The sequence below is a fragment of the Prevotella sp. genome, from assembly GCF_051059605.1.
Classification (GTDB): Bacteria; Bacteroidota; Bacteroidia; order Bacteroidales; family Bacteroidaceae; genus Prevotella.
This window is the reverse complement of sequence record NZ_CP050883.1, coordinates 924,412-944,452: the sequence shown is the minus strand read 5'-3', so window position 1 is coordinate 944,452 and position 20,041 is coordinate 924,412. Positions and strand designations below refer to the sequence as shown.

At 36.9% G+C, this 20,041-nt stretch carries 19 protein-coding genes; 13 read left to right on the top strand and 6 right to left on the bottom strand.

All coding sequences use genetic code 11. The features are described from left to right. Window positions 1-8 precede the first annotated feature (8 nt). The 5 genes from tsaD (at window position 9) to HEQ28_RS03715 (ending at window position 2,317) form a co-directional block, all read left to right on the top strand. The gene (tsaD, locus tag HEQ28_RS03735; protein WP_434503838.1) at window positions 9-1,040 is read left to right on the top strand and encodes a tRNA (adenosine(37)-N6)-threonylcarbamoyltransferase complex transferase subunit TsaD; all 1,032 of its coding nucleotides are present in this window, start codon (window positions 9-11) and stop codon (window positions 1,038-1,040) included. 5 nt (window positions 1,041-1,045) lie between these two features. Beyond that, window positions 1,046-1,546, top strand: coding sequence for a CinA family protein (locus HEQ28_RS03730; protein WP_434503837.1), 501 nt, complete (start codon window positions 1,046-1,048; stop codon window positions 1,544-1,546). Window positions 1,547-1,675: 129 nt separating this feature from the next. Continuing rightward, window positions 1,676-1,939, top strand: coding sequence for a 50S ribosomal protein L28 (rpmB, locus tag HEQ28_RS03725; protein ID WP_296960276.1), 264 nt, complete (start codon window positions 1,676-1,678; stop codon window positions 1,937-1,939). A 5-nt stretch (window positions 1,940-1,944) separates the two neighbouring features. Then, window positions 1,945-2,133, top strand: coding sequence for a 50S ribosomal protein L33 (gene rpmG / locus HEQ28_RS03720; protein WP_018462302.1), 189 nt, complete (start codon window positions 1,945-1,947; stop codon window positions 2,131-2,133). 25 nt (window positions 2,134-2,158) lie between these two features. Next, window positions 2,159-2,317, top strand: a complete 159-nt coding sequence (locus tag HEQ28_RS03715) for a DUF4295 domain-containing protein (RefSeq protein ID WP_434503836.1) — start codon at window positions 2,159-2,161, stop codon at window positions 2,315-2,317. A gap of 277 nt (window positions 2,318-2,594) precedes the next feature. Here HEQ28_RS03715 and HEQ28_RS03710 read toward each other — a convergent pair whose 3' ends face one another. Next, window positions 2,595-3,098 carry an NUDIX hydrolase gene (locus HEQ28_RS03710; RefSeq protein WP_434503835.1) on the bottom strand — a complete coding sequence of 168 codons (504 nt, stop codon included), beginning with the start codon at window positions 3,096-3,098 and terminating at the stop codon, window positions 2,595-2,597. Window positions 3,099-3,100: 2 nt separating this feature from the next. Beyond that, window positions 3,101-3,940 carry a 4-(cytidine 5'-diphospho)-2-C-methyl-D-erythritol kinase gene (ispE, locus tag HEQ28_RS03705; RefSeq protein WP_434503834.1) on the bottom strand — a complete coding sequence of 280 codons (840 nt, stop codon included), beginning with the start codon at window positions 3,938-3,940 and terminating at the stop codon, window positions 3,101-3,103. A gap of 174 nt (window positions 3,941-4,114) precedes the next feature. Between ispE and dnaB the strand changes: the two genes are divergently transcribed. From dnaB to HEQ28_RS03670, 7 genes are all read left to right on the top strand, one after another. Further along, the gene (gene dnaB / locus HEQ28_RS03700) at window positions 4,115-5,644 is read left to right on the top strand and encodes a replicative DNA helicase (RefSeq protein ID WP_434503833.1); all 1,530 of its coding nucleotides are present in this window, start codon (window positions 4,115-4,117) and stop codon (window positions 5,642-5,644) included. Between the two features lie 317 nt (window positions 5,645-5,961). Then, window positions 5,962-7,464 carry a 2-isopropylmalate synthase gene (locus HEQ28_RS03695; protein WP_434503832.1) on the top strand — a complete coding sequence of 501 codons (1,503 nt, stop codon included), beginning with the start codon at window positions 5,962-5,964 and terminating at the stop codon, window positions 7,462-7,464. A 30-nt stretch (window positions 7,465-7,494) separates the two neighbouring features. Then, a complete protein-coding gene (gene leuC / locus HEQ28_RS03690) occupies window positions 7,495-8,886 on the top strand; it encodes a 3-isopropylmalate dehydratase large subunit (RefSeq protein WP_434503831.1) in 1,392 nt (463 codons plus the stop codon). Window positions 8,887-8,896: 10 nt separating this feature from the next. Then, a complete protein-coding gene (gene leuD / locus HEQ28_RS03685; protein WP_434503830.1) occupies window positions 8,897-9,487 on the top strand; it encodes a 3-isopropylmalate dehydratase small subunit in 591 nt (196 codons plus the stop codon). Then, window positions 9,466-11,007 (top strand): alpha-isopropylmalate synthase regulatory domain-containing protein, encoded by a 1,542-nt coding sequence (locus HEQ28_RS03680; RefSeq protein WP_434503829.1) that lies wholly within the window; start codon window positions 9,466-9,468, stop codon window positions 11,005-11,007. The genes leuD and HEQ28_RS03680 overlap by 22 nt, the downstream gene beginning before the upstream one ends. 22 nt (window positions 11,008-11,029) lie before the next feature. After that, window positions 11,030-12,091, top strand: coding sequence for a 3-isopropylmalate dehydrogenase (leuB, locus tag HEQ28_RS03675; protein ID WP_434503828.1), 1,062 nt, complete (start codon window positions 11,030-11,032; stop codon window positions 12,089-12,091). Between the two features lie 1,251 nt (window positions 12,092-13,342). Beyond that, on the top strand, window positions 13,343-13,864 hold the full coding sequence (locus tag HEQ28_RS03670; protein ID WP_434503827.1) for a nucleoside 2-deoxyribosyltransferase domain-containing protein: 522 nt from the start codon (window positions 13,343-13,345) through the stop codon (window positions 13,862-13,864). Between the two features lie 83 nt (window positions 13,865-13,947). On the opposite strand, the gene HEQ28_RS03665 is transcribed toward HEQ28_RS03670, so the two are convergent. The 4 genes from HEQ28_RS03665 to HEQ28_RS03650 all read right to left on the bottom strand — a co-directional run bounded on the left by HEQ28_RS03665 (window position 13,948) and on the right by HEQ28_RS03650 (window position 19,253). Continuing rightward, window positions 13,948-15,084, bottom strand: a complete 1,137-nt coding sequence (locus tag HEQ28_RS03665) for a GH25 family lysozyme (protein ID WP_434503826.1) — start codon at window positions 15,082-15,084, stop codon at window positions 13,948-13,950. Window positions 15,085-15,087: 3 nt separating this feature from the next. Beyond that, window positions 15,088-16,029, bottom strand: coding sequence for a hypothetical protein (locus HEQ28_RS03660; RefSeq protein WP_434503825.1), 942 nt, complete (start codon window positions 16,027-16,029; stop codon window positions 15,088-15,090). Between the two features lie 2 nt (window positions 16,030-16,031). After that, window positions 16,032-16,640: a LolA-like putative outer membrane lipoprotein chaperone gene (locus HEQ28_RS03655; protein ID WP_434503824.1), complete on the bottom strand. Its 609-nt coding sequence runs from the start codon at window positions 16,638-16,640 to the stop codon at window positions 16,032-16,034. A gap of 114 nt (window positions 16,641-16,754) precedes the next feature. Then, a complete protein-coding gene (locus tag HEQ28_RS03650) occupies window positions 16,755-19,253 on the bottom strand; it encodes an FtsK/SpoIIIE family DNA translocase (protein ID WP_434503823.1) in 2,499 nt (832 codons plus the stop codon). Window positions 19,254-19,357: 104 nt separating this feature from the next. Between HEQ28_RS03650 and HEQ28_RS03645 the strand changes: the two genes are divergently transcribed. After that, window positions 19,358-20,023, top strand: coding sequence for a 3'-5' exonuclease (locus HEQ28_RS03645; protein WP_434503822.1), 666 nt, complete (start codon window positions 19,358-19,360; stop codon window positions 20,021-20,023). Window positions 20,024-20,041 lie beyond the last annotated feature (18 nt).

The following is a 20,041-nucleotide window of genomic DNA, read 5'->3' as shown; positions in this document are numbered from 1 at the left end:
CGAAATATATGGAGAATAAAGATATTTATATATTAGGTATTGAGTCTTCTTGCGATGATACCTCTGCTGCCGTATTGAAAAATGGTGTGCTTCTTTCTAATGTTACTGCTTCACAGGATGTTCATAAAGCTTATGGTGGCGTAGTTCCAGAGTTGGCTTCACGTGCACATCAGCAAAATGTAGTTCCTGTAGTTGATCAGGCTATAAAGCGTGCTGGAATCACAAAGGAGATGTTGAGTGCAATTGCTTTTACACGTGGTCCAGGATTGATGGGCTCTCTTCTTGTAGGTGTGAATTTTGCAAAAGGATTTGCACGATCATTGAATATTCCTTTGATTGATGTTAATCATCTGCAGGGGCATGTTATGGCTCATTTTATTAAGGAAAGTGACGATGATGCAACAGCTCCACCATTCCCATTTATCTGCTTGTTGGTTTCTGGAGGTAATTCACAGATTGTCAAAGTAAATGCATATAATGATATGCAGGTTCTTGGACAAACTATTGATGATGCTGCTGGTGAGGCGATTGATAAGTGCTCAAAGGTTATGGGGCTGGGATATCCTGGTGGCCCTATCATTGACAAACTTGCTCGTCAAGGAAATCCGAAGGCATATAAATTCTCAGAACCTCATATTCCAGGATTGAATTATTCTTTTTCTGGATTGAAAACATCTTTCCTATATAATCTTCGTGAGTGGGTAAGTGAGGATCCTGATTTTGTAGAGCATCATAAGCAAGATTTGGCTGCAAGTTTGGAATTTACAATTGTAGACATTCTTATGAAGAAATTGCGTAAGGCAGTTGAAGATACTAAGATTACTCATGTTGCAGTAGCTGGTGGAGTATCTGCTAACAATGGACTTCGTAATGCTTTCCGAGAGCATGCCGATAAATATGGTTGGACAATATACATACCTAAATTCAGCTATACAACAGATAATGCCGCAATGATAGCATGTGTAGGCAATTTTAAATATGAGGATAAGGATTTTGGCTCTATAGACATGCCGGCTTTCTCAAAAGTAACCTTTAAGTAAATGATATGGAATTAGAAAGTAAAGTATTAAGTAAAGAAATACAGCAATATTTGTATGATAATGACCTTACTCTCGGAACTGCTGAAAGTTGTACCGGTGGACGTATTGCAGAAGCAATAATTGCCGTGCCTGGGGCTAGTAATTATTTCAAGGGTGGAATCATCTCTTATACAAATGAGATAAAGGAAAACTTATTGCATGTTTCTCATGAGACATTGGAAGAGCAGACTGCTGTTTGTGAAGATGTTGCGAAGCAAATGGTTGCTGGAGCATGTGATACACTAAATGTTGACTATGCGATTTCTGCAACTGGTGTGGCAGGACCAGCAGGTGGTACATCTTCAATACCTGTTGGCACTATATGGATAGGATATGGTTGTAAGGATGATATACGTACGTTTAAGCTTGAAGAAGACTTTGGACGAGATATAAATCTTGCTATTGCATCAAGAAAAGCTTTGAGGCTATTTTTGGATTTTGTTAAAGAAAAGAATCCAAAAGAGTAGTCTAAAACAAAAAAATACTTAAATATCAACATTCTTTAGGTAAATATTTTGGGTAATTCAAAATTATTTGTAATTTTGCACCCTGTTTGGAATAAGTATCAAAAACGAAAACAAAAATTAAAGATAGTAATGTCTAAGATTTGTCAGATTACAGGAAAGAAGGCACAGTTAGGTTGTAATGTGTCTCACTCAAAGCACCATACAAAGAGAAGCTTTGATGTTAACCTCTTCAGCAAAAAATTCTACTATGTAGAAGAGAATTGTTGGATTAGCCTTAAGACCAGTGCTGCTGGTCTTCGTCTCATTAATAAAGTCGGTCTTGACGCTGCCTTAAAGAAGGCTGTTTCTAAGGGTTATTGCGAATGGAAAGACATTAAAGTAATAGGAGAATAATTATCATGGCAAAGAAAGCTAAAGGAAATAGAGTGCAGGTCGTTCTAGAATGCACTGAAATGAAGAATAGCGGACTTCCAGGAACAAGCCGTTACGTAACAACAAAGAATCGTAAGAATTCTCCTGAGCGTCTTGAATTGAAGAAATTCAACCCAATCCTGAAGAAGATGACTCTTCACAAGGAGATTAAGTAATAACCCTTTTAAATTCATATAAGATATGGCAAAGAAAGCGGTCGCTACCCTCCATGAAGGTTCTTCGGAAGGTCGCGCATATTCAAAGGTAATAAAGATGGTAAAGAGCCCTAAGACTGGTGCTTATGTATTTGATGAGCATATGGTCGCTAATGAGGCTGTTAAGGATTTCTTTAAGAAGTAATTCTATTAAGAACTAAATAAAAAAGGTTGTAAAGTTTAGCTTTACAACCTTTTTATTTTTATATACTTTCATGTATTCTTTGTTAACTTATATATTAATCAATAGTGTTGCTTGAACTTTCCAAGAAGCCCCTCACAAATACTCTGCTGAAACGTTGAACATTATTATATAAGCAAAAAGGAAACATTGTAGGCCCTATACTTTAAATGGTATACATTGTTCAATAATTAAACGATGTATACCATTTCTGTATTAAGTCACAAAAAATAACGACTATCTACAATTTGAAGAATTCCGTGTATTCGTTTTCAAAGTTTGGGGTGAAAACATTTTTACCTATATTGGTTAATATTTCATCGCGGCTCCAGAATTTTCCACCATCCAATTCGTCTTTACTTGGTTGTACTTCTCCATCGTATATTGTTTTGTGTACATAAACTAATTCTTTTTCACGCGCACTTTCAAAAACATAGTGGCCCATATCCTGTGGTGTGAAATCAGTTATTCCAAGTTCCTCTCTTACTTCTCGTTTCAGTGCAGTTTTTACATCTTCTCCGAGATCTATATGTCCACCACATGCCGTATCCCATTTTGAAGGTTGAATATCTTTCCATGCAGGACGTTTCTGCAGGTAAAGATCTCCATTGCTGTTGAAAACATGTAGGTGTACTACTGGATGTAATTTTTTGCTTCCACTGTGTGCTTCTCCGCGACTTATTGCCCCGATAATGTTTCCTTGTTCATCAACAAGAGGAAACATCTCATTTTTATTATCTTTCATATTTATAATTTGGCTTTAAAAGTAAAGCAATCAGGGAATAGTCCTTCTAGTTCTTTAGGTTCCTCTTTGAATAGACCGTAAATGGAGCTTCCACTACCACTCATTTGAGCAAATACAGCGCCCTTCTCATAAAGTTTGTTCTTAATATTGCTTAGTTCAGGATGATTTGTGAATATTGATAATTCAAAATCATTAACCAACTGCTCTTTCCATGTATAAATAGATTGGTGTACAATTTCTTTACAACAAATTTCAGGAGTGCGTGGTATAATGTTTGCATAAGCCTCTTTTGTGGAAACAGCAATGTCTGGTTTAACGAGGAATATGTAGTATCCATTCAGATTACCTTTCGGTCCGTCTGCTGGCATAAGTTGATCACCGATACCTGTTGCGTAAGATGGTTCGCAACCAATGAAGAATGCACAGTCAGCACCAAGTTTAGCTGCATATCTTTCCATTTCAGCATTACCTATGTTAAGTCTGAAACGTTCATCAAGAAGTTTAATCATGTGTGCTGCATCGCTAGATCCACCACCCAAACCAGCTTGTGAAGGTATGCGTTTATAAAGATGAGCATGCACTCGTGGAAGTTTATAATCTTCTGCTATTAAGTTATAGGCTTTTACAACAAGATTATTGTTTTCATCACATTCGATAGCATTTCCGGTAACTTTTAAGTCGCAATCATTTTCAGATGGAAAATTCTCATCCATATGTTTTATCTCCAAAGCATCATATAATGGAATTGGGTAGAATACCGTCTCCAAATTATGATAGCCATCGGAACGTTTGCTTACAATGTTCAGTCCAAGATTAATTTTGGCACATGGAAATTTAATCATAGTTTTTATTTTAATTATGTATGCACAGATATTGCAAACGTGAGCATAATCATCAAACTTGTTTGAATGTTATATCGAGTGCAGTTGTATCTTATTGCAAAAATACAAAAAATCTAATAACCATAATATTATATAAACAAAAAAATTATTACCTTTGTCACAAATCATTAATATATGGCAGAAAATAACAGTAATAATACTAAAAAACGTAAGACTTCTACTCCAATAGATACTACTTATGGACATCTTCAACCTCAGGCTACAGATATAGAGAGAGCGGTACTTGGTGCTCTGATGATAGATAAGGATGCATTTTCAATGATATCAGAGATTATACGTCCTGAAACATTCTATGAACCGAGAAATCAAAAAATTTATCAGGCTATTCAGAACCTGAATATGAGTGAGCGCCCTGTTGATATCATGACCGTTACCGAAGAATTGAAAAAGGAAGGAACGATTGATGATATTGGTGGTCCAGGCTATGTGTTGGATATCAGTGCTCATGTTGCATCTTCTGCTAACGTGGAATATCATGCTCATATCTTAGCACAGAAGTTTCTAGCTCGTCAGCTTATTCAGTTCGCTAGTAGGATTGAGGAAAAAGCTTTTGATGATACCGTTGACGTTGATTCTTTGATGCAGGAGGCCGAAGGTACTTTGTTTGAGATATCACAGAAGAATATGAAGCAGGACTACACTCAGATAGATCCTGTTATTCAACAGGCTGTGGACATCTTGCAAAAGGCTTCTGCCAATACTGGTGGTTTGACAGGTGTTCCAACCGGATATACTCAGTTAGATGAAATGACGAGTGGATGGCAGCAGAGTGACCTTGTTATTATTGCTGGACGTCCAGCCATGGGTAAGACTTCTTTCGCACTTAGTTTGGCAAAGAATATAGCTGTTGATTATAGAATTCCTATTGCCTTCTTTTCTCTGGAAATGAACAACGTTCAGCTTGTAAACCGTTTGATCTCGAATGCTTGTGAGATTGCGGGTAGCAAAATGCTGAACGGACAGCTTACTCCTGATGAATGGGAACGCCTTGATAAAAATCTTAGAAAGTTGACAGGTGCTCCTGTCTATGTGGATGACACGCCAGGTTTGTCTGTATTTGAACTCCGTACCAAAGCCCGTAGGTTAGCGCGAGAAAAAGGAGTTAAGATTATTATGATTGACTACCTTCAGTTGATGAATGCCAATGGTATGAAGTTTGGTAGCCGCCAGGAGGAGGTTTCAACAATATCAAGATCATTAAAGGGATTAGCAAAGGAATTGAATATTCCAATACTTGCACTTTCTCAGTTGAACCGTACTGTAGAAAATCGTGATGGACTTGAAGGCAAGCGTCCTCAGCTTAGTGACTTGCGTGAGTCAGGAGCCATCGAGCAGGATGCCGATATGGTACTTTTCGTGCATCGTCCTGAATACTATCATATTTTCAATGATGAAAAGGGAAACGATCTTCATGGAAAAGCTCAAATCATTATTGCAAAGCATAGAAAGGGTGCTACTGGTGACGTTTTGCTTACATTTAAGGGTGAATATACTAGATTCCAGAATCCTGAAGACTCTTATGGTATGCCGCAGGGTGGTGGAGAAATTATCGGTTCGAAAATGAACAACGGTGATGCTGCTCCTCAAGATAATCCATTTGGCGATATGCCACCTATTCCTCAAGGCGACAATATGCCGTTCTGATTTGAAACAGATAATAAAAACGATGTAAAAAGTTATCAAAAGTAGCAATATGAAAGATTTTTAGATAAAAATGTTTTAATTCTTTTGTGTATTTAGAAATATATCATTACCTTTGCATTCGTAAATACAAAAATAGTATATGATTACATCTCTAAACATATTGAGCATTATTATTCGACTTCGACTTCAAAAAGTGAGTGGGAGTGGTAAGGTGCGCATATAGATGATGTAAAAAGATATTTAAAGCCTTTCTCACTTCCGTGTAAGTGTGAAAGGCTTTTTCATTGGAAAATAATTAAATATAAATATACAAATATATGAGTGACAGATTGTTTGTTTTTGATACCACTCTTAGAGATGGTGAGCAGGTGCCAGGATGCCAGTTGAATACTATTGAGAAAATACAGGTAGCTAAGGCGCTTGAGCAGTTAGGAGTAGATGTTATTGAGGCAGGTTTTCCTATATCATCTCCAGGTGATTTTAATTCTGTTGTAGAAATTTCCAAAGCTGTTACATGGCCAACTATATGTGCCTTGACAAGAGCCGTTCAGAAAGATATTGATTGTGCTATCGATGCTCTAAAGTATGCAAAACATAAGCGCATTCATACAGGAATTGGAACTAGTGATTCTCACATTAAGTATAAATTCAACTCTAATAGAGATGAAATAATCGAGCGTGCGGTTGCTGCTGTTAGCTATGCAAAAAAATACGTAGAAGATGTTGAGTTCTACGCAGAAGATGCAGGTAGAACTGATAACGAATATCTGGCAAGAGTAGTACAGGCTGTTATTAAAGCTGGTGCTACAGTTGTCAATATCCCTGACACAACAGGTTATTGCCTACCTGATGAATATGGAAATAAGATAAAGTATCTTATGGAACATGTTGACGGCATGGATAAGGCAATACTTTCAACTCATTGTCATAACGATTTAGGTATGGCTACTGCAAATACGCTTCAAGGTGTTTTGAATGGTGCGCGCCAGGTTGAAGTAACAATAAATGGAATAGGAGAGCGTGCTGGTAACACTTCTCTTGAAGAAATTGCTATGATACTTAAATGTCATAAGGGCATCAATATTGATACGAATATCAATACAAGTAAGATTGTTCCAATGTCGAGAATGGTGTCTAGTTTGATGAATATGCCTGTGCAACCTAACAAGGCTATTGTTGGGCGTAACGCATTTGCACATTCAAGCGGTATTCATCAAGATGGTATATTGAAGAATGTACAAACTTATGAAATCATCAATCCAAAGGATGTCGGCTTAGATGATAATTCAATCGTATTAACAGCTCGTTCAGGAAGAGCTGCTTTGAAATATCGTCTGCATGTAAATGGTATTGATATTGAAGACGAGGAAAAGCTTGATAATTTATACAAGAAATTCTTACTGTTGGCTGATAAGAAGAAAGAGGTTAGCGATGAGGATGTTATGATGTTAGCTGGCGCAGACCAGACTGATTCTCATGGAGTGAAACTTGATTACCTGCAGGTAACTACTGGCAAGGGCGTAAAGAGCGTTGCAAGCATTGGACTTGACTTATCTGGTCAGAAGTTTGAAGAAGCATCTTCGGGTAACGGACCTGTAGATGCTGCTATCAAGGCCTTGAAGAAAATTGTACAGAAAAAGATGACCTTGAAAGAGTTTACTATTCAGGCAATAGATAAGGGCTCTGATGATGTGGGAAAAGTTCACATGCAGGTAGAATACGACGGTCATGTATATTATGGCTTTGGTGCTGATACAGATATTGTAACTGCTAGTGTAGAGGCATACATAGATTGTATCAATAAGTTTAAGATTCGCTAATTTAGGTAATAATAATAAACACACATATTTATGAATACATTATTTGACAAGATTTGGGACAAACATGTTGTTCAGACCATTAAAGATGGTCCTACACAGCTATATATAGATCGTCTTTATTGTCACGAAGTAACTTCACCGCAGGCTTTTGCAGGAATGCGTGCAAGGGGATTGAAGTGCTTTAGATCTGACAAGATATATTGTATGCCAGACCATAATACGCCCACTCATGATCAGGATAAACCTGTTGATGATCCTATTTCACGCAAACAGCTTGACACACTTGACAAGAACTGTGATGATTTTGGATTGAAAGAGTTTAAGATGAATACCAAAGATAACGGTATAATCCATGTGGTCGGTCCTGAGAAAGGACTCTCTTTGCCAGGAATGACAATTGTATGTGGTGATTCTCATACTTCAACTCATGGAGCAATGGGTGCTGTTGCTTTCGGTATCGGTACTTCTGAGGTAGAAATGGTTATGGCTTCTCAATGTATTCTTCAGCAGAAGCCAAAGAGTATGAGAATAAATATAAATGGAAAATTAAGTCCTAATGTTGTGGCCAAGGATGTAGCTCTTTATTTGATGAGCAAACTTACTACTAGTGGCGCTACGGGTTATTTTGTAGAATATAGCGGTCATGTAGTGCGTGATATGTCTATGGAAGGCAGATTGACTTTGTGCAATTTATCTATCGAGATGGGAGCACGTGGTGGTTTTGTCGCTCCTGATGAAAAGACTTTTGAATATATTAAAGGTCGTGAATATGCTCCAAAAGGAGAAGAATGGGACAAGTCGTTAGCTTATTGGAAAACTTTAAAGAGCGGAGACGATGCTATATTTGATAAGGAATTGAATTTTAATGCTTCAGATATTGCGCCACGCATAACTTATGGTACTAATCCTGGAATGGGTATTGCTATTGACGAGACAATACCTACTCTTGATACAATAGAAGAGAAAGAGCAAGCTTCATTTATGAAGAGTCTTGACTATATGGGATTTGCTCCTGGTGAGAAACTTATAGGTCATGCCATTGACTATGTTTTCCTTGGTGCATGTACGAACGGAAGAATTGAGGACTTCCGTATTTTCGCAAATATTGTGAAAGGTAAGAAGAAGGCTGATAATGTAACCGCATGGCTTGTTCCTGGTTCTTGGCTTGTTGATGAGCAGATTCGTGAAGAAGGCATAGACAAGATTGTTGAAGCAGCTGGTTTTGAAATTCGTCAACCTGGATGTTCTGCATGTCTTGCAATGAATGATGACAAGATTCCTGCAGGAAAGTATTCTGTTTCTACAAGTAATCGTAACTTTGAAGGCCGACAGGGACCTGGTTCACGTACAATACTTGCTTCTCCACTAGTAGCTGCAGCTGCGGCTATAACGGGTAAAATAACAGATCCACGAACTCTTTAATATAATAATTATGAAACAGAAATTTAACGTTATAACATCAACTTGTATTCCATTGCCGTTAGAGAACGTGGATACAGACCAGATAATTCCAGCTCGTTTTTTAAAAGCAACAGACAAAGAAGGTTTTGGTGATAATTTATTTCGTGATTGGCGATATAACAAGGATGGTTCAATAAAGAAAGATTTTGTTTTAAATGATCCAAGATACAGTGGAGTCATACTTGTAGCTGGTAAGAACTTTGGCTCAGGTTCATCTCGTGAACATGCAGCTTGGGCTATAGCCGGATATGGATTTAGAGTTGTAATTAGTTCTTTCTTTGCTGATATTCATAAAAATAATGAACTTAACAATTTTGTGCTTCCTGTAGTTGTGTCAGAAGGTTTCCTTCAGGAACTTTTTGATAGCATAAGCGAAGATAACAAAATGGAGGTGAAGGTAGATTTACCAAATCAAGTTGTTAGTAATTTAAAAACAGGAAAGAGTGAGCGATTTGAAATAAACGGATATAAGAAGCATTGTCTTATGAATGGTCTTGATGATGTAGACTTCCTTGTGGAGAATCGTGATAAGGTTGAATCATGGGAGAACGCAAACAAATAGAAATAATGGATTGCACGCTTCGTGATGGAGAACAGACCAATGGTGTGTCTTTTCTCCCTCATGAGAAGCTAATGATAGCTCGTGCCCTATTGTCTGATGTAAAGGTTGATCGTATAGAGATAGCTTCTGCAGGTGTGTCAGAAGGTGAAAAGGATGCTGTACGCATGATTTGCCGTTATGCCGAACTTAACGGTATGCTCAATAAAGTTGAGGTTCTTGGTTTTGTTGATGGTAATAAGTCGGTTGATTGGATACATGATTGTGGTTGTCGTGTCATAAACCTTTTGGCTAAAGGTAGTTTGAAGCATTGCGAATTGCAGCTGAAGAAAACGATAGATGAACATGTTCATGATATAGTAGAAGTACTTGATTATGCCAAAAGCTCTAATATGCAGGTAAATCTTTATCTTGAGGACTGGTCTTCAGGCATGAAGGATTCACCTGAATATGTATTTAAGCTTATAGATTCTCTTCATGACAAGAATATATGCCGTTTTCTTTTGCCTGACACATTAGGAATATTGAGCCCTACTCAGACAATGGATTACATAAGTCAGGTAGTGGAACGTTATCCAGATGTGAATTTTGATTTCCATGCCCATAATGATTATGATCTAGCCGTGGCTAATTCACTTGCGGCAGTCAAGGCAGGAGTTAAAGGCTTGCATGTCACTGTAAATGGATTGGGAGAGAGATGTGGTAATGCTCCATTGTCGTCTGTGCATGTTGTATTGAAGGATATGTATGACTTCTCTACAAATATTGACGAGACATCTTTGGTGTATATTACTCATCTTGTAGAAGGATACAGTGGTATTGCTGTAGCACCAAATACTCCTATTGTTGGCGATAATGTTTTTACCCAAGTTGCTGGTGTTCATGCCGACGGTGACAATAAAGATAAACTATATTGTAACGACTTGGTTCCTGAAAGATTTGGACGTCATCGTGAATATGCCCTTGGTAAAAATTCTGGTAAAGCAAATATTACTCAGAATCTTAATGAACTCGGACTCGTGCTTACTCCAGAACAGACAAAGGCAGTGACTCAGCGCATAACTCAGCTTGGTGATAGAAAAGAAATAGTTACTCAGGAGGATTTGCCATATATTGTCTCTGATGTGTTGAAACATAGCATTCCTGATGAGAAGGTGAGATTGGTAAGTTACATGGTTTCAACCTCTTATGGTATGCGACCTATAGCAAGCCTTAAAGTCTCTATAAACGATGTCTGCTATGAAGCAGACTCTACCGGTGATGGACAGTATGATGCATTTGTCAAGGCTTTACGTAAAGTTTATAAGAATAATCTTAATAGGGAGTTTCCTTTGTTGGATAACTATCAGGTAAGTATTCCTCCTGGTGGACGTACGGATGCTTTGGTGCAGACCATTATTACATGGATTAAAAGTGATGGTAAAAAGTTCCGAACACGAGGACTTGATGCCGATCAGACAGAGGCTGCTATTAAGGCAACTATAAAGATGCTCAATATGATTGAGAATCCTGAAACTAGATAAAAGAATTTTAAAATATAATATAATGAATTTAAAGATTGCAGTTTTGGCCGGTGATGGTATCGGACCGGAGATAATGAAACAAGGTATTGCTGTTTTAAATGAGGTAGCAGATAAGTTTAGCCACAAGTTTACATACACAGAGGCTCTTTGCGGTGCTCATGCTATTGACGCAGTTGGAGATCCTTTTCCAGACGATACGTTTAAGGTTTGTATGGATGCTGATGCTGTTTTATTTGCTGCTGTAGGTGATCCTAAGTTTGATAATAATCCAACTGCTAAAGTTCGTCCAGAACAGGGTTTGCTTGCAATGCGTAAGAAGCTAGGTCTTTTTGCTAATGTGCGTCCTGTTGCTACTTTTGAGTGTCTTCTTCATAAGTCTCCTTTGAAAGATGAACTGTTGAGAGGTGCTGATTTTGTGGTAATTCGTGAACTTACCGGTGGTATGTATTTTGGTGAGAAGTATCAGGATAATGACAAGGCTTATGATACTGATATTTACACACGTCCAGAAATTGAACGCATCTTGAAGGTTGCTTTTGATACAGCGATGAAGCGTAATAAGCACCTTACAGTTGTTGACAAGGCTAATGTTCTTGCTTCAAGTCGTCTTTGGAGATTGATAGCTAAGGAAATGGAAGCATCTTATCCTGAAGTAAACACTGATTACATGTTTATTGATAATGCATCAATGCGTGTTCTTACAGAGCCTACATTCTTTGATGTTATCGTAACCGAAAACACATTTGGTGACATTCTTACAGATGAAACAAGTTGTATTACTGGTTCTATGGGACTTCAGCCATCTGCAAGTCTTGGTGAGCACACTCCTTTGTTTGAACCTGTTCATGGAAGTTGGCCTCAGGCTACAGGTAAGAATATTGCCAATCCTATCGCTCAGATTCTTTCTGCTGCAATGCTTCTTGAACACTTCGGACTTAACACCGAGGGACAACTTATCCGTAAGGCGGTAAATGCAAGCCTTGACGCAAATGTACGCACTCCTGAAATTCAGGTTGAAGGTGGCAATACATACGGAACTATAGAAGTAGGAAAATGGATAGTTGATTATATCAAGAATAATTAATAGATATATCTGCAAATATTTAATCGCCACAGTAGTGTAATAACTATTGTGGCGATTTGATTTTGTATATTTAGGTGCTCTCCCTGTATTTTTCGTGTTTTTAGCTACGTAAGCTACGTCATCTTTCATAAAGCCTTTAAACAGAGGGGATGACGAGACGTAGCTTGCTGGATTTAGCTTCGATGAGCTACGTCTTAGCTACGTCATCCATTTCTGCTTATATAATGTACGTGTATATATGCGCGCACCTAGGGTTTTGAAAAATATAAGTGTCGAAATGTCAACTTAATGAATATCAGTATTTTATCGACGAATTTTGCTAATAAAAGTGACGGTGATTTGACGGTCAAATTTCATGTTTTGCATGCGTTTCTATATAGAAACGGAAGCGTTTTCACGTAGAAACGCAAACGTTTCTACGATGTTTTACCTCCTATTGCTTCGTAAAACGCACTGCAATATAACGTAAAACGGACAGCAAAACATCGTAAAACGCATCGCAATACTTCGTAAAGTGTAATTCAATACGATAAAAACTTTCACCCATATTTTGTCGACGAATAACTTTTACTTTATTCTACTTGAAAAGAGTTCTAACAAGTTGATGTTCAATGGATAGACATTTCGACATTTCTTTTTCTGAAAATTCCAGAGTGTGTGTGCGTGCGCGTATTTATAGTGTGTAGCACTAGTAATTCAAACTTTGGCTAACAGCTCAAACTTGATTTCATTGCATGAATAAAAATCTTGCAGTATCTTTGCCGAGAATTCAGCTGAACATTTAAACAAGTTTGATTATTCTGTTTTCGTTCATATAGTTTTAGCACATCTCATCAATTCCTCAGATGCAAGCTAACGATTCTTTGGCATAGATAATTTGTAAATTCACCCGAAAAATAGTAGTCTATCCTTAAAATAACGCAAGTTGACGTAGCAAGAACGTAGCTTGACGTAGTTAAATCCTGTAAGCTACGTCTTGTTATTCCCCTCTGTTTAGAGGCTTTGCGAGAGATGCCGTAGCTACGTAGCTAAAGCACACAAGAAATACAGATGAAGAGAGAGGTTTTTGTGTTTTAAGGGACTGACAAACTTGATGTGATATCATTTGTTGATAATCTATTCTTTATGTTGCGGATGGTATATTTCTCAATTCCAATATGATATTTCACTAATATGATATTTTTAGTTACCTTTGCACGGAAGGGAGTAATATCCCTGGTACGAGTAAAATTCTGATCTATAAATAAAGCAATGAAAAGAAAGAAGTATTATATATTCTGTTTGTTTATAATGTCATTCATTATTCCTAAACAAGTTTATGGACAGGTAATTATGCACCATCCTCATGAGTCTATATCTTGTGACACCACGGGTATTCGTAAAATATTCCTAGCAGGTACAATAGATATGGGCAGTAGTGTTGACTGGCAGCAGAGTGTTATTGAGTATTTTAAAAATAAGGGTGGGAGATGGCTTTTGTACAATCCAAGGCAAGAGCATTGGAATGGTAGCAAGGCTGGAGAAATGGATTATCAGGTGAATTGGGAGTTGTCCCATTTGGAAGAGGCTGACTTTATCATCATGAATATTTTAGGAACAAGTAAATCTCCTATTTCTTTGTTAGAATTAGGCTTGTTTGCACATTCTAAAAAGATAGCTGTTGTGTGTGACAGTACTTTCTATAGATATGATAACGTTAGAATCACGTGTAAGCGATATGGTATTCCATTATATAAAACGTTAGATGACTTACTTTACAATGAAATAAAGTGATATTAGCAAATAGAAACTCGCTGATATTATTTCTTAATATATCAGCGAGCTGTTTCATTATAAAGAGAGTCTATACGTATTCTTTATAGCGTGTGCTTAGAGACAAACTTATTAAATTCACCTCTGTAGCCGTTAAATACGTTTATATCTACCTTTGGATGTATTCCATTTACCTTTCCGTCAGGACATAACTGCCAATATACCAAATGTACATCGGGTTTGTATTCTCCATATCTTGCAATCCATACAAGATAGTCTCTTTCTAAGTCTGGTGCTAATGGTAGGTATCTGTTAACGAACGATTGGCTTATATATAGTATAGGTCTACTTCCTGTATTATGTTCTACTATTCTGAGCCATATTCTTATGTTCTTGAATAGTACACTTGGACCACCAATCTTATTTATCTGTGATGGTAAGGGTTCTACATCAAGTACTGGGGGAAGATCTCCCTTTTTAATATATGATCGTTTAAGAAAATTATACGCCTGAAGTCTTGCTGGTATGCTAGGAGAGAAGTAATGGTAAGTTCCTGTATACAAACCTTCAGCTCTGGCTGCATGATAATCTTTTTTGTAGTATGGATTGAACAGCTTTTTCCCTTCAGTGCTTTTTATGTATATAAAGCTTATTGGGTAGTCGATTTTTCCTGTAATTCGCTTCTTGCTTAAAGTTCCAAGACTTGTTATGCGTAATTGTTTCCAATTTATTTTATATCTTTTCCTACCAACGATATGCTGGTATTTTGATATGTCTATTCCGTATATTCGCTCGCTTGTGTAGTAAGGACGCTCACCTTTGTATTTGTTGCTTTTCCACTCACCAATTTTTAGTTGGTTATTGGCAAGTATAGCCATGCCAAATCCATCCCTTTGGTCATTTTCCCAATGTCCTTCATATATGAAACCATCTTTAGACTTGTAAATACCATGCCCGGAAGCATTACCATTAGCATTAAGTTGTCCAACGTATATACCAGTTGAATCAATACGGGTACCACTAGTTAATGTATCATTATGCCAGATGCCAGTAAATGTTCGTTTAAGAGAATCGGTAAAGACACCTTTTCCATCTTTCTTACCTTTATTTATGATGCCCTTATATATAGAGTAGCCTTGTTTAATGATTCCGTAACTAAACTTTTTACCAACATTCATTTCTCCACATGCAGCGCATAATAGAGTAAATGATATCACTATATATATATGTAACTTTTTCAATTTCTATTTGTTATTAATAAAGGTATGTATCTGTTCTCTCCAAATAATACCATTTGAAGTTTTTATTCCTGCAAATAACCCTTTGTGGAAGAGTGTCTCTGTATATATGCCAGAACCGTTATCTGCAATTTCTTCAGGGCACGGGGTCTCAAATTTATAGCTTACAGCCATAATCTTTTTCTTCTTATCACTTTTCCATGGCATAATACTTACCGCATTTACGTCATTTGGTGTTGTCTGATTATAATTACTTAATAGCTGTATTCTGCTATCTAAAGACTTCTTTATCAAATAGCAAACTTGTTTTATATTTTGTTTGTCCTTGTTTTTGTAAGTTGCTATATATTGATCTTTAATATATATTTTTATGTTATTAGATTTCTGTATTCCTTTAAGAAGAGTTATTTTCTTGTTTATAGAGTCTTTATATGCGTGCATTCTTGTAGCATACGTAGCCACCATATTGTAGCCTTCGTCTTGGACTCCATGAACTCTAAGATAGTATTTAAGTTCACTTTGTTTCTGATTTATTTTTTTATTTTCTTTAGTAAGATACTCAATCTGTCGGTCAATGAAGTTCTTTGGTGTTATGCCCTTGATAATGATATCTGTCGTATCACTAACAGATGATATTATTTTTCCTTCGCATGAAGGATAGAGCCAGCTTTGATTTATCCAAAATCCTTCAGATTCGGTTTCGTTATTTATGATATTTCTTTTGTCCCATGTAAGTCCTTCCATAAGACTGTCTGCATTGATAAATGCAAAAAATAGACTGTGTCCATTCTTATCAGTTAAGATATAATGACGCTTACAATCTATTTTAACCACTGAAGCCAATGAACTTTTATTATCATCTGGCCATATTCTTAAAATTGTCCATATAGCTAAACCTGCCACAATGACCGGCAAAGCTATAAAGACAATAATGTTTTTTATTTTCATTTTTATCTCAAGTCAATAATTTCAGCTTTTGGATAATCCTTTGAATTGAAAGAGAATATATTGTCGCTCTGATTTCTTGCCTTAAAGTTTGTGATATTAATTGTTGTCCAGTCCTTACCTTGCAACATTCTAACATTGCTAGGAGTACATGTAGTCTTGTTGATTGTGATGTAAAGTTCCTGAAGACTGCGCTGCTTGTTTTGGGCAGTCATATGTATTTGATAAGAACCACCAACAGATTTCATACTAAGATTATATCCAGTCTTATATATTGTAATGAACTTATATGGATTCATCTGAGCCTGTTTTGCCTCATTTGGATTTGTAACATTAACTTCGTTTGTGGTATTCATATATGTCCATTGTGTCTTACCATTGAACCAAACTGTGGTCTTCGGAGTATGAGCATAAAACTTGTTACCTTTAATGGCAATAGTTCCAGATGCTGCACCAAGGCTTTTGCCACTGACTGAAAAGTTAGCACTTGCGCCTCCTGGGCGTCCAACAACACTCGCTGTTTTGTCTAGTATTCTTGCTGCCTGAGCCGCGTTTTGAGCTGACACACATAATGTGAGTAGCATCATTAATGAAATAAGAGCAATTTTTTTCATTACTTTTTTGTTTATTTTATGTTTTATGCAAAGGTATATAATAAAAATAGGATTTAAATGATTCTGTAGAAATTTTATCTAACTTTTGAAACATTTAAATCCTATTTAATTTATCTATTCACTTCTTAGTTGAAGGAGTAGGGTATTTAGTTGATTTTCGTCTTGGATTAAAACTTCGCGAGGTTTACTTCCTTGAGCTGAACCGACAATTCCTACATGTTCAAGTTGGTCCATTAGTCGCCCTGCTCGGTTATATCCTATTGAGAAGCGTCTTTGTATCATACTTGTTGAGCCTTGTTGCGAAAGTACTATCGCATGTGCTGCTTCCTCAAAATATGGATCCAGATTAGATATGTCTGTATTACCTGCGGTGATGCCGCTATTATTACCGTCGTCAACAGGCTCCGGCAATTCCATAGGTTCAACCGGACCAGGTTGTCCGCAGATATACTCATTGATATTCTCAATTTCTGGAGTGTCAACAAATGCGCATTGAACACGAACGGGTTCGTTTCCGTTTAAGAACAACAAGTCACCACGTCCTATAAGTTGGTTAGCTCCCGAACGGTCTAGGATGGTGCGTGAGTCAATCTGTGAGCTTACACGGAAAGCCATACGTCCAGGGAAGTTGGCTTTGATATTACCAGTAATAATCTTTGTTGTAGGTCTCTGTGTTGCAATCACCATGTGAATACCAACGGCACGAGCTAACTGAGCTATTCTGGCAATAGGAAGTTCTATTTCTTTACCAGCAGTCATAATCAAGTCTCCAAACTCATCAATGATTACAACTATATACGGCATGTACTCATGACCCTTTGTGAGATCTAGCTTATGGTTTACAAACTTGGCGTTGTATTCTTTTAAGTTTTTTGCTCCGGCAATCTTTAGTAAATCATATCTATGATCCATAAGTCCACAGAGACTGTTAAGAGTCCTTACAACCTTTGTGACGTCTGTTATTATAGGCTCATTGTCGTTTTCAGGTAGGCAAGCCATGAAATAGTCTGATATCTTATGATATACGCTGAATTCAACCTTCTTAGGATCCACAAGAACGAATTTAAGTTCGTTAGGATGCTTCTTATAGAGTAGGGATGTGATGATGGCATTCAGACCTACAGACTTACCTTGTCCTGTTGCACCTGCTACTAGCAAGTGAGGTATTTTAGCCAAATCTACCATAAATACTTCATTGGTAATGGTCTTACCAAGTGCAAGCGGTAATTCCATCTTTGTCTCCTTAAATTTCTTTGAATTAAGGATACTTTCCATAGAAACAATCTGTGGTTTATTGTTTGGAACTTCAATACCAATAGTTCCTTTTCCTGGGATTGGCGCAATGATACGGATTCCAAGAGCTGAAAGGCTCAATGCTATGTCATCTTCAAGATTTCTAATCTTTGATATTCTCACACCTTCAGCAGGTGTTATCTCATATAATGTAATAGTAGGACCTACAGTTGCCTTTATTTCCTTTATAGAGACTCCGAAACTATTAAGTACTTCAACAATTCTTGCGTTGTTTGCCTTAATTTCTTCCATGTCAACATTGGGCTTTCCATCATTGTCATACTTTTTAAGAAGATCAAGTGTTGGCTTCTTATATCTAGTGAAAGGCTCTAATGGGTCTATAGGTGTGCTTAATATTTGTTCAATATTGACTTCTTTTCCATCAACTTTTTCTTCATCCTTAGCAACTTCTATCGTTAACTTGTTAGCATTGGAATCGTTATCTGTTATTTGCGTAATAACAGCTGCTGGCGATACACTTTCTGGCAAGTTTTCTAGCTTAGTATTTATTGTATTTCCAAAGTCTGTTAGGTCAACAATAGGTGACGGAATATCCTCTGGCATCGTTTCTGGAATATCAACAGTTTCTTGTTGCTTTTCTTCTACTTCTACCTCATCATTTGTTTCCGTTCCTACTTCTATATTTTCAGTTTTTGATTCGTGATTAGTTACTGTGAATTTTACTTTGGAAGTGAGATATTTCACCGGATTCATCGCCTTTCTTACCACTTGTATAGTCTCTGCACTAAGATATGTAAGGAATGCAATTGCTGTGAAAAATAATATTACGGTAAGTCCCGGAGGACCAACAATGTTTTCTAAATGCTGCACACAATAAAGACCATGATTTCCACCAGGGTTGAAAACAAAATCAGACATAAGAGGAGTTAGGAACTTAGCAAAAGTCACAGAACTCCAAATCATGACAAGCATTGTTCCGAAAAACCATTTCCATAGATTGATTTTATATATTGACATCATCTTCAATCCTGCAAGTATAATGAATGCAGGTATTAAAAAAGAAGGCAATCCAAAGTTTACATACATCAGTTCATATGCTAATATAGCACCTATAGAACTGCCATAATTGGCAAACTCTCTGTTTGTGTTAATCCATTCACCTGGACGCAAATCGTCAAGCAGGCTTTGATCAGCTTGACCCGTGGATAAATATGATACCATTACAATAATGGTATATATTGCTAATAATAACAAAACGAGCCCTAAAAGGAAGTCTGTTTTTTCACTGTTGAAAATATTTCTAAAGCCAACTGCTTCTCCTATGTTTTTTGGTTTGCGGTCAGATTTTTTTCTTGCCATGCGCTTTTAATATTGAATTTAATGCAAAATTAGCTGAAAAATCCGAGAAACGGCATGCTTTTCATAACTTTTTTTTAATTTTGCACTTAGATACGTATATAAAGATGAAAAAAACTATTTATAGTAAATTTGACAAGAAACTTATATCTGATCTTCCGCCTGTTTTTTTTACAGGTAGGATTATTACAATTATAAGTGAGGCTGATGCAGATAAAGCAGTAGATTACTTGCTATCATGCGATATTCTCGGTGTGGATACAGAAACTCGCCCGACATTTCATAAGGGTGATCAACATAAGGTTGCTCTTCTTCAAGTGTCATCTAAAGACACTTGTTTTCTTTTTAGGTTGAATTGCATTGGATTGACACCTTCAATCATTCGCCTACTAGAAGATAAAACGGTACCCAAAATTGGACTTTCATGGCATGATGATATACTCTCGTTGCATCGTAGGGCAGAGTTTACCCCTGGATATTTTATCGATTTGCAGAATATCGTCTGTAAGGTAGGAATAAAGGATTTAAGTCTACAAAAGCTTTACGCAAATCTGTTTCATCAGAAAATCAGTAAGAGGCAAAGACTTACAAATTGGGAAGTCGATGTGTTGAGCGACAAACAGAAACAATACGCTGCCACAGATGCGTGGACATGTATTAATCTGTATGAGGAAATTGTAAGATTGAATACTTCAAAAGAATATGAACTGGTTACGTTGGAAGAACCTAGACCAGAAAATATAGCGCAGGGCTTGGAAGTCGCATCAATGTAATTGAATTTAATTTTGCAT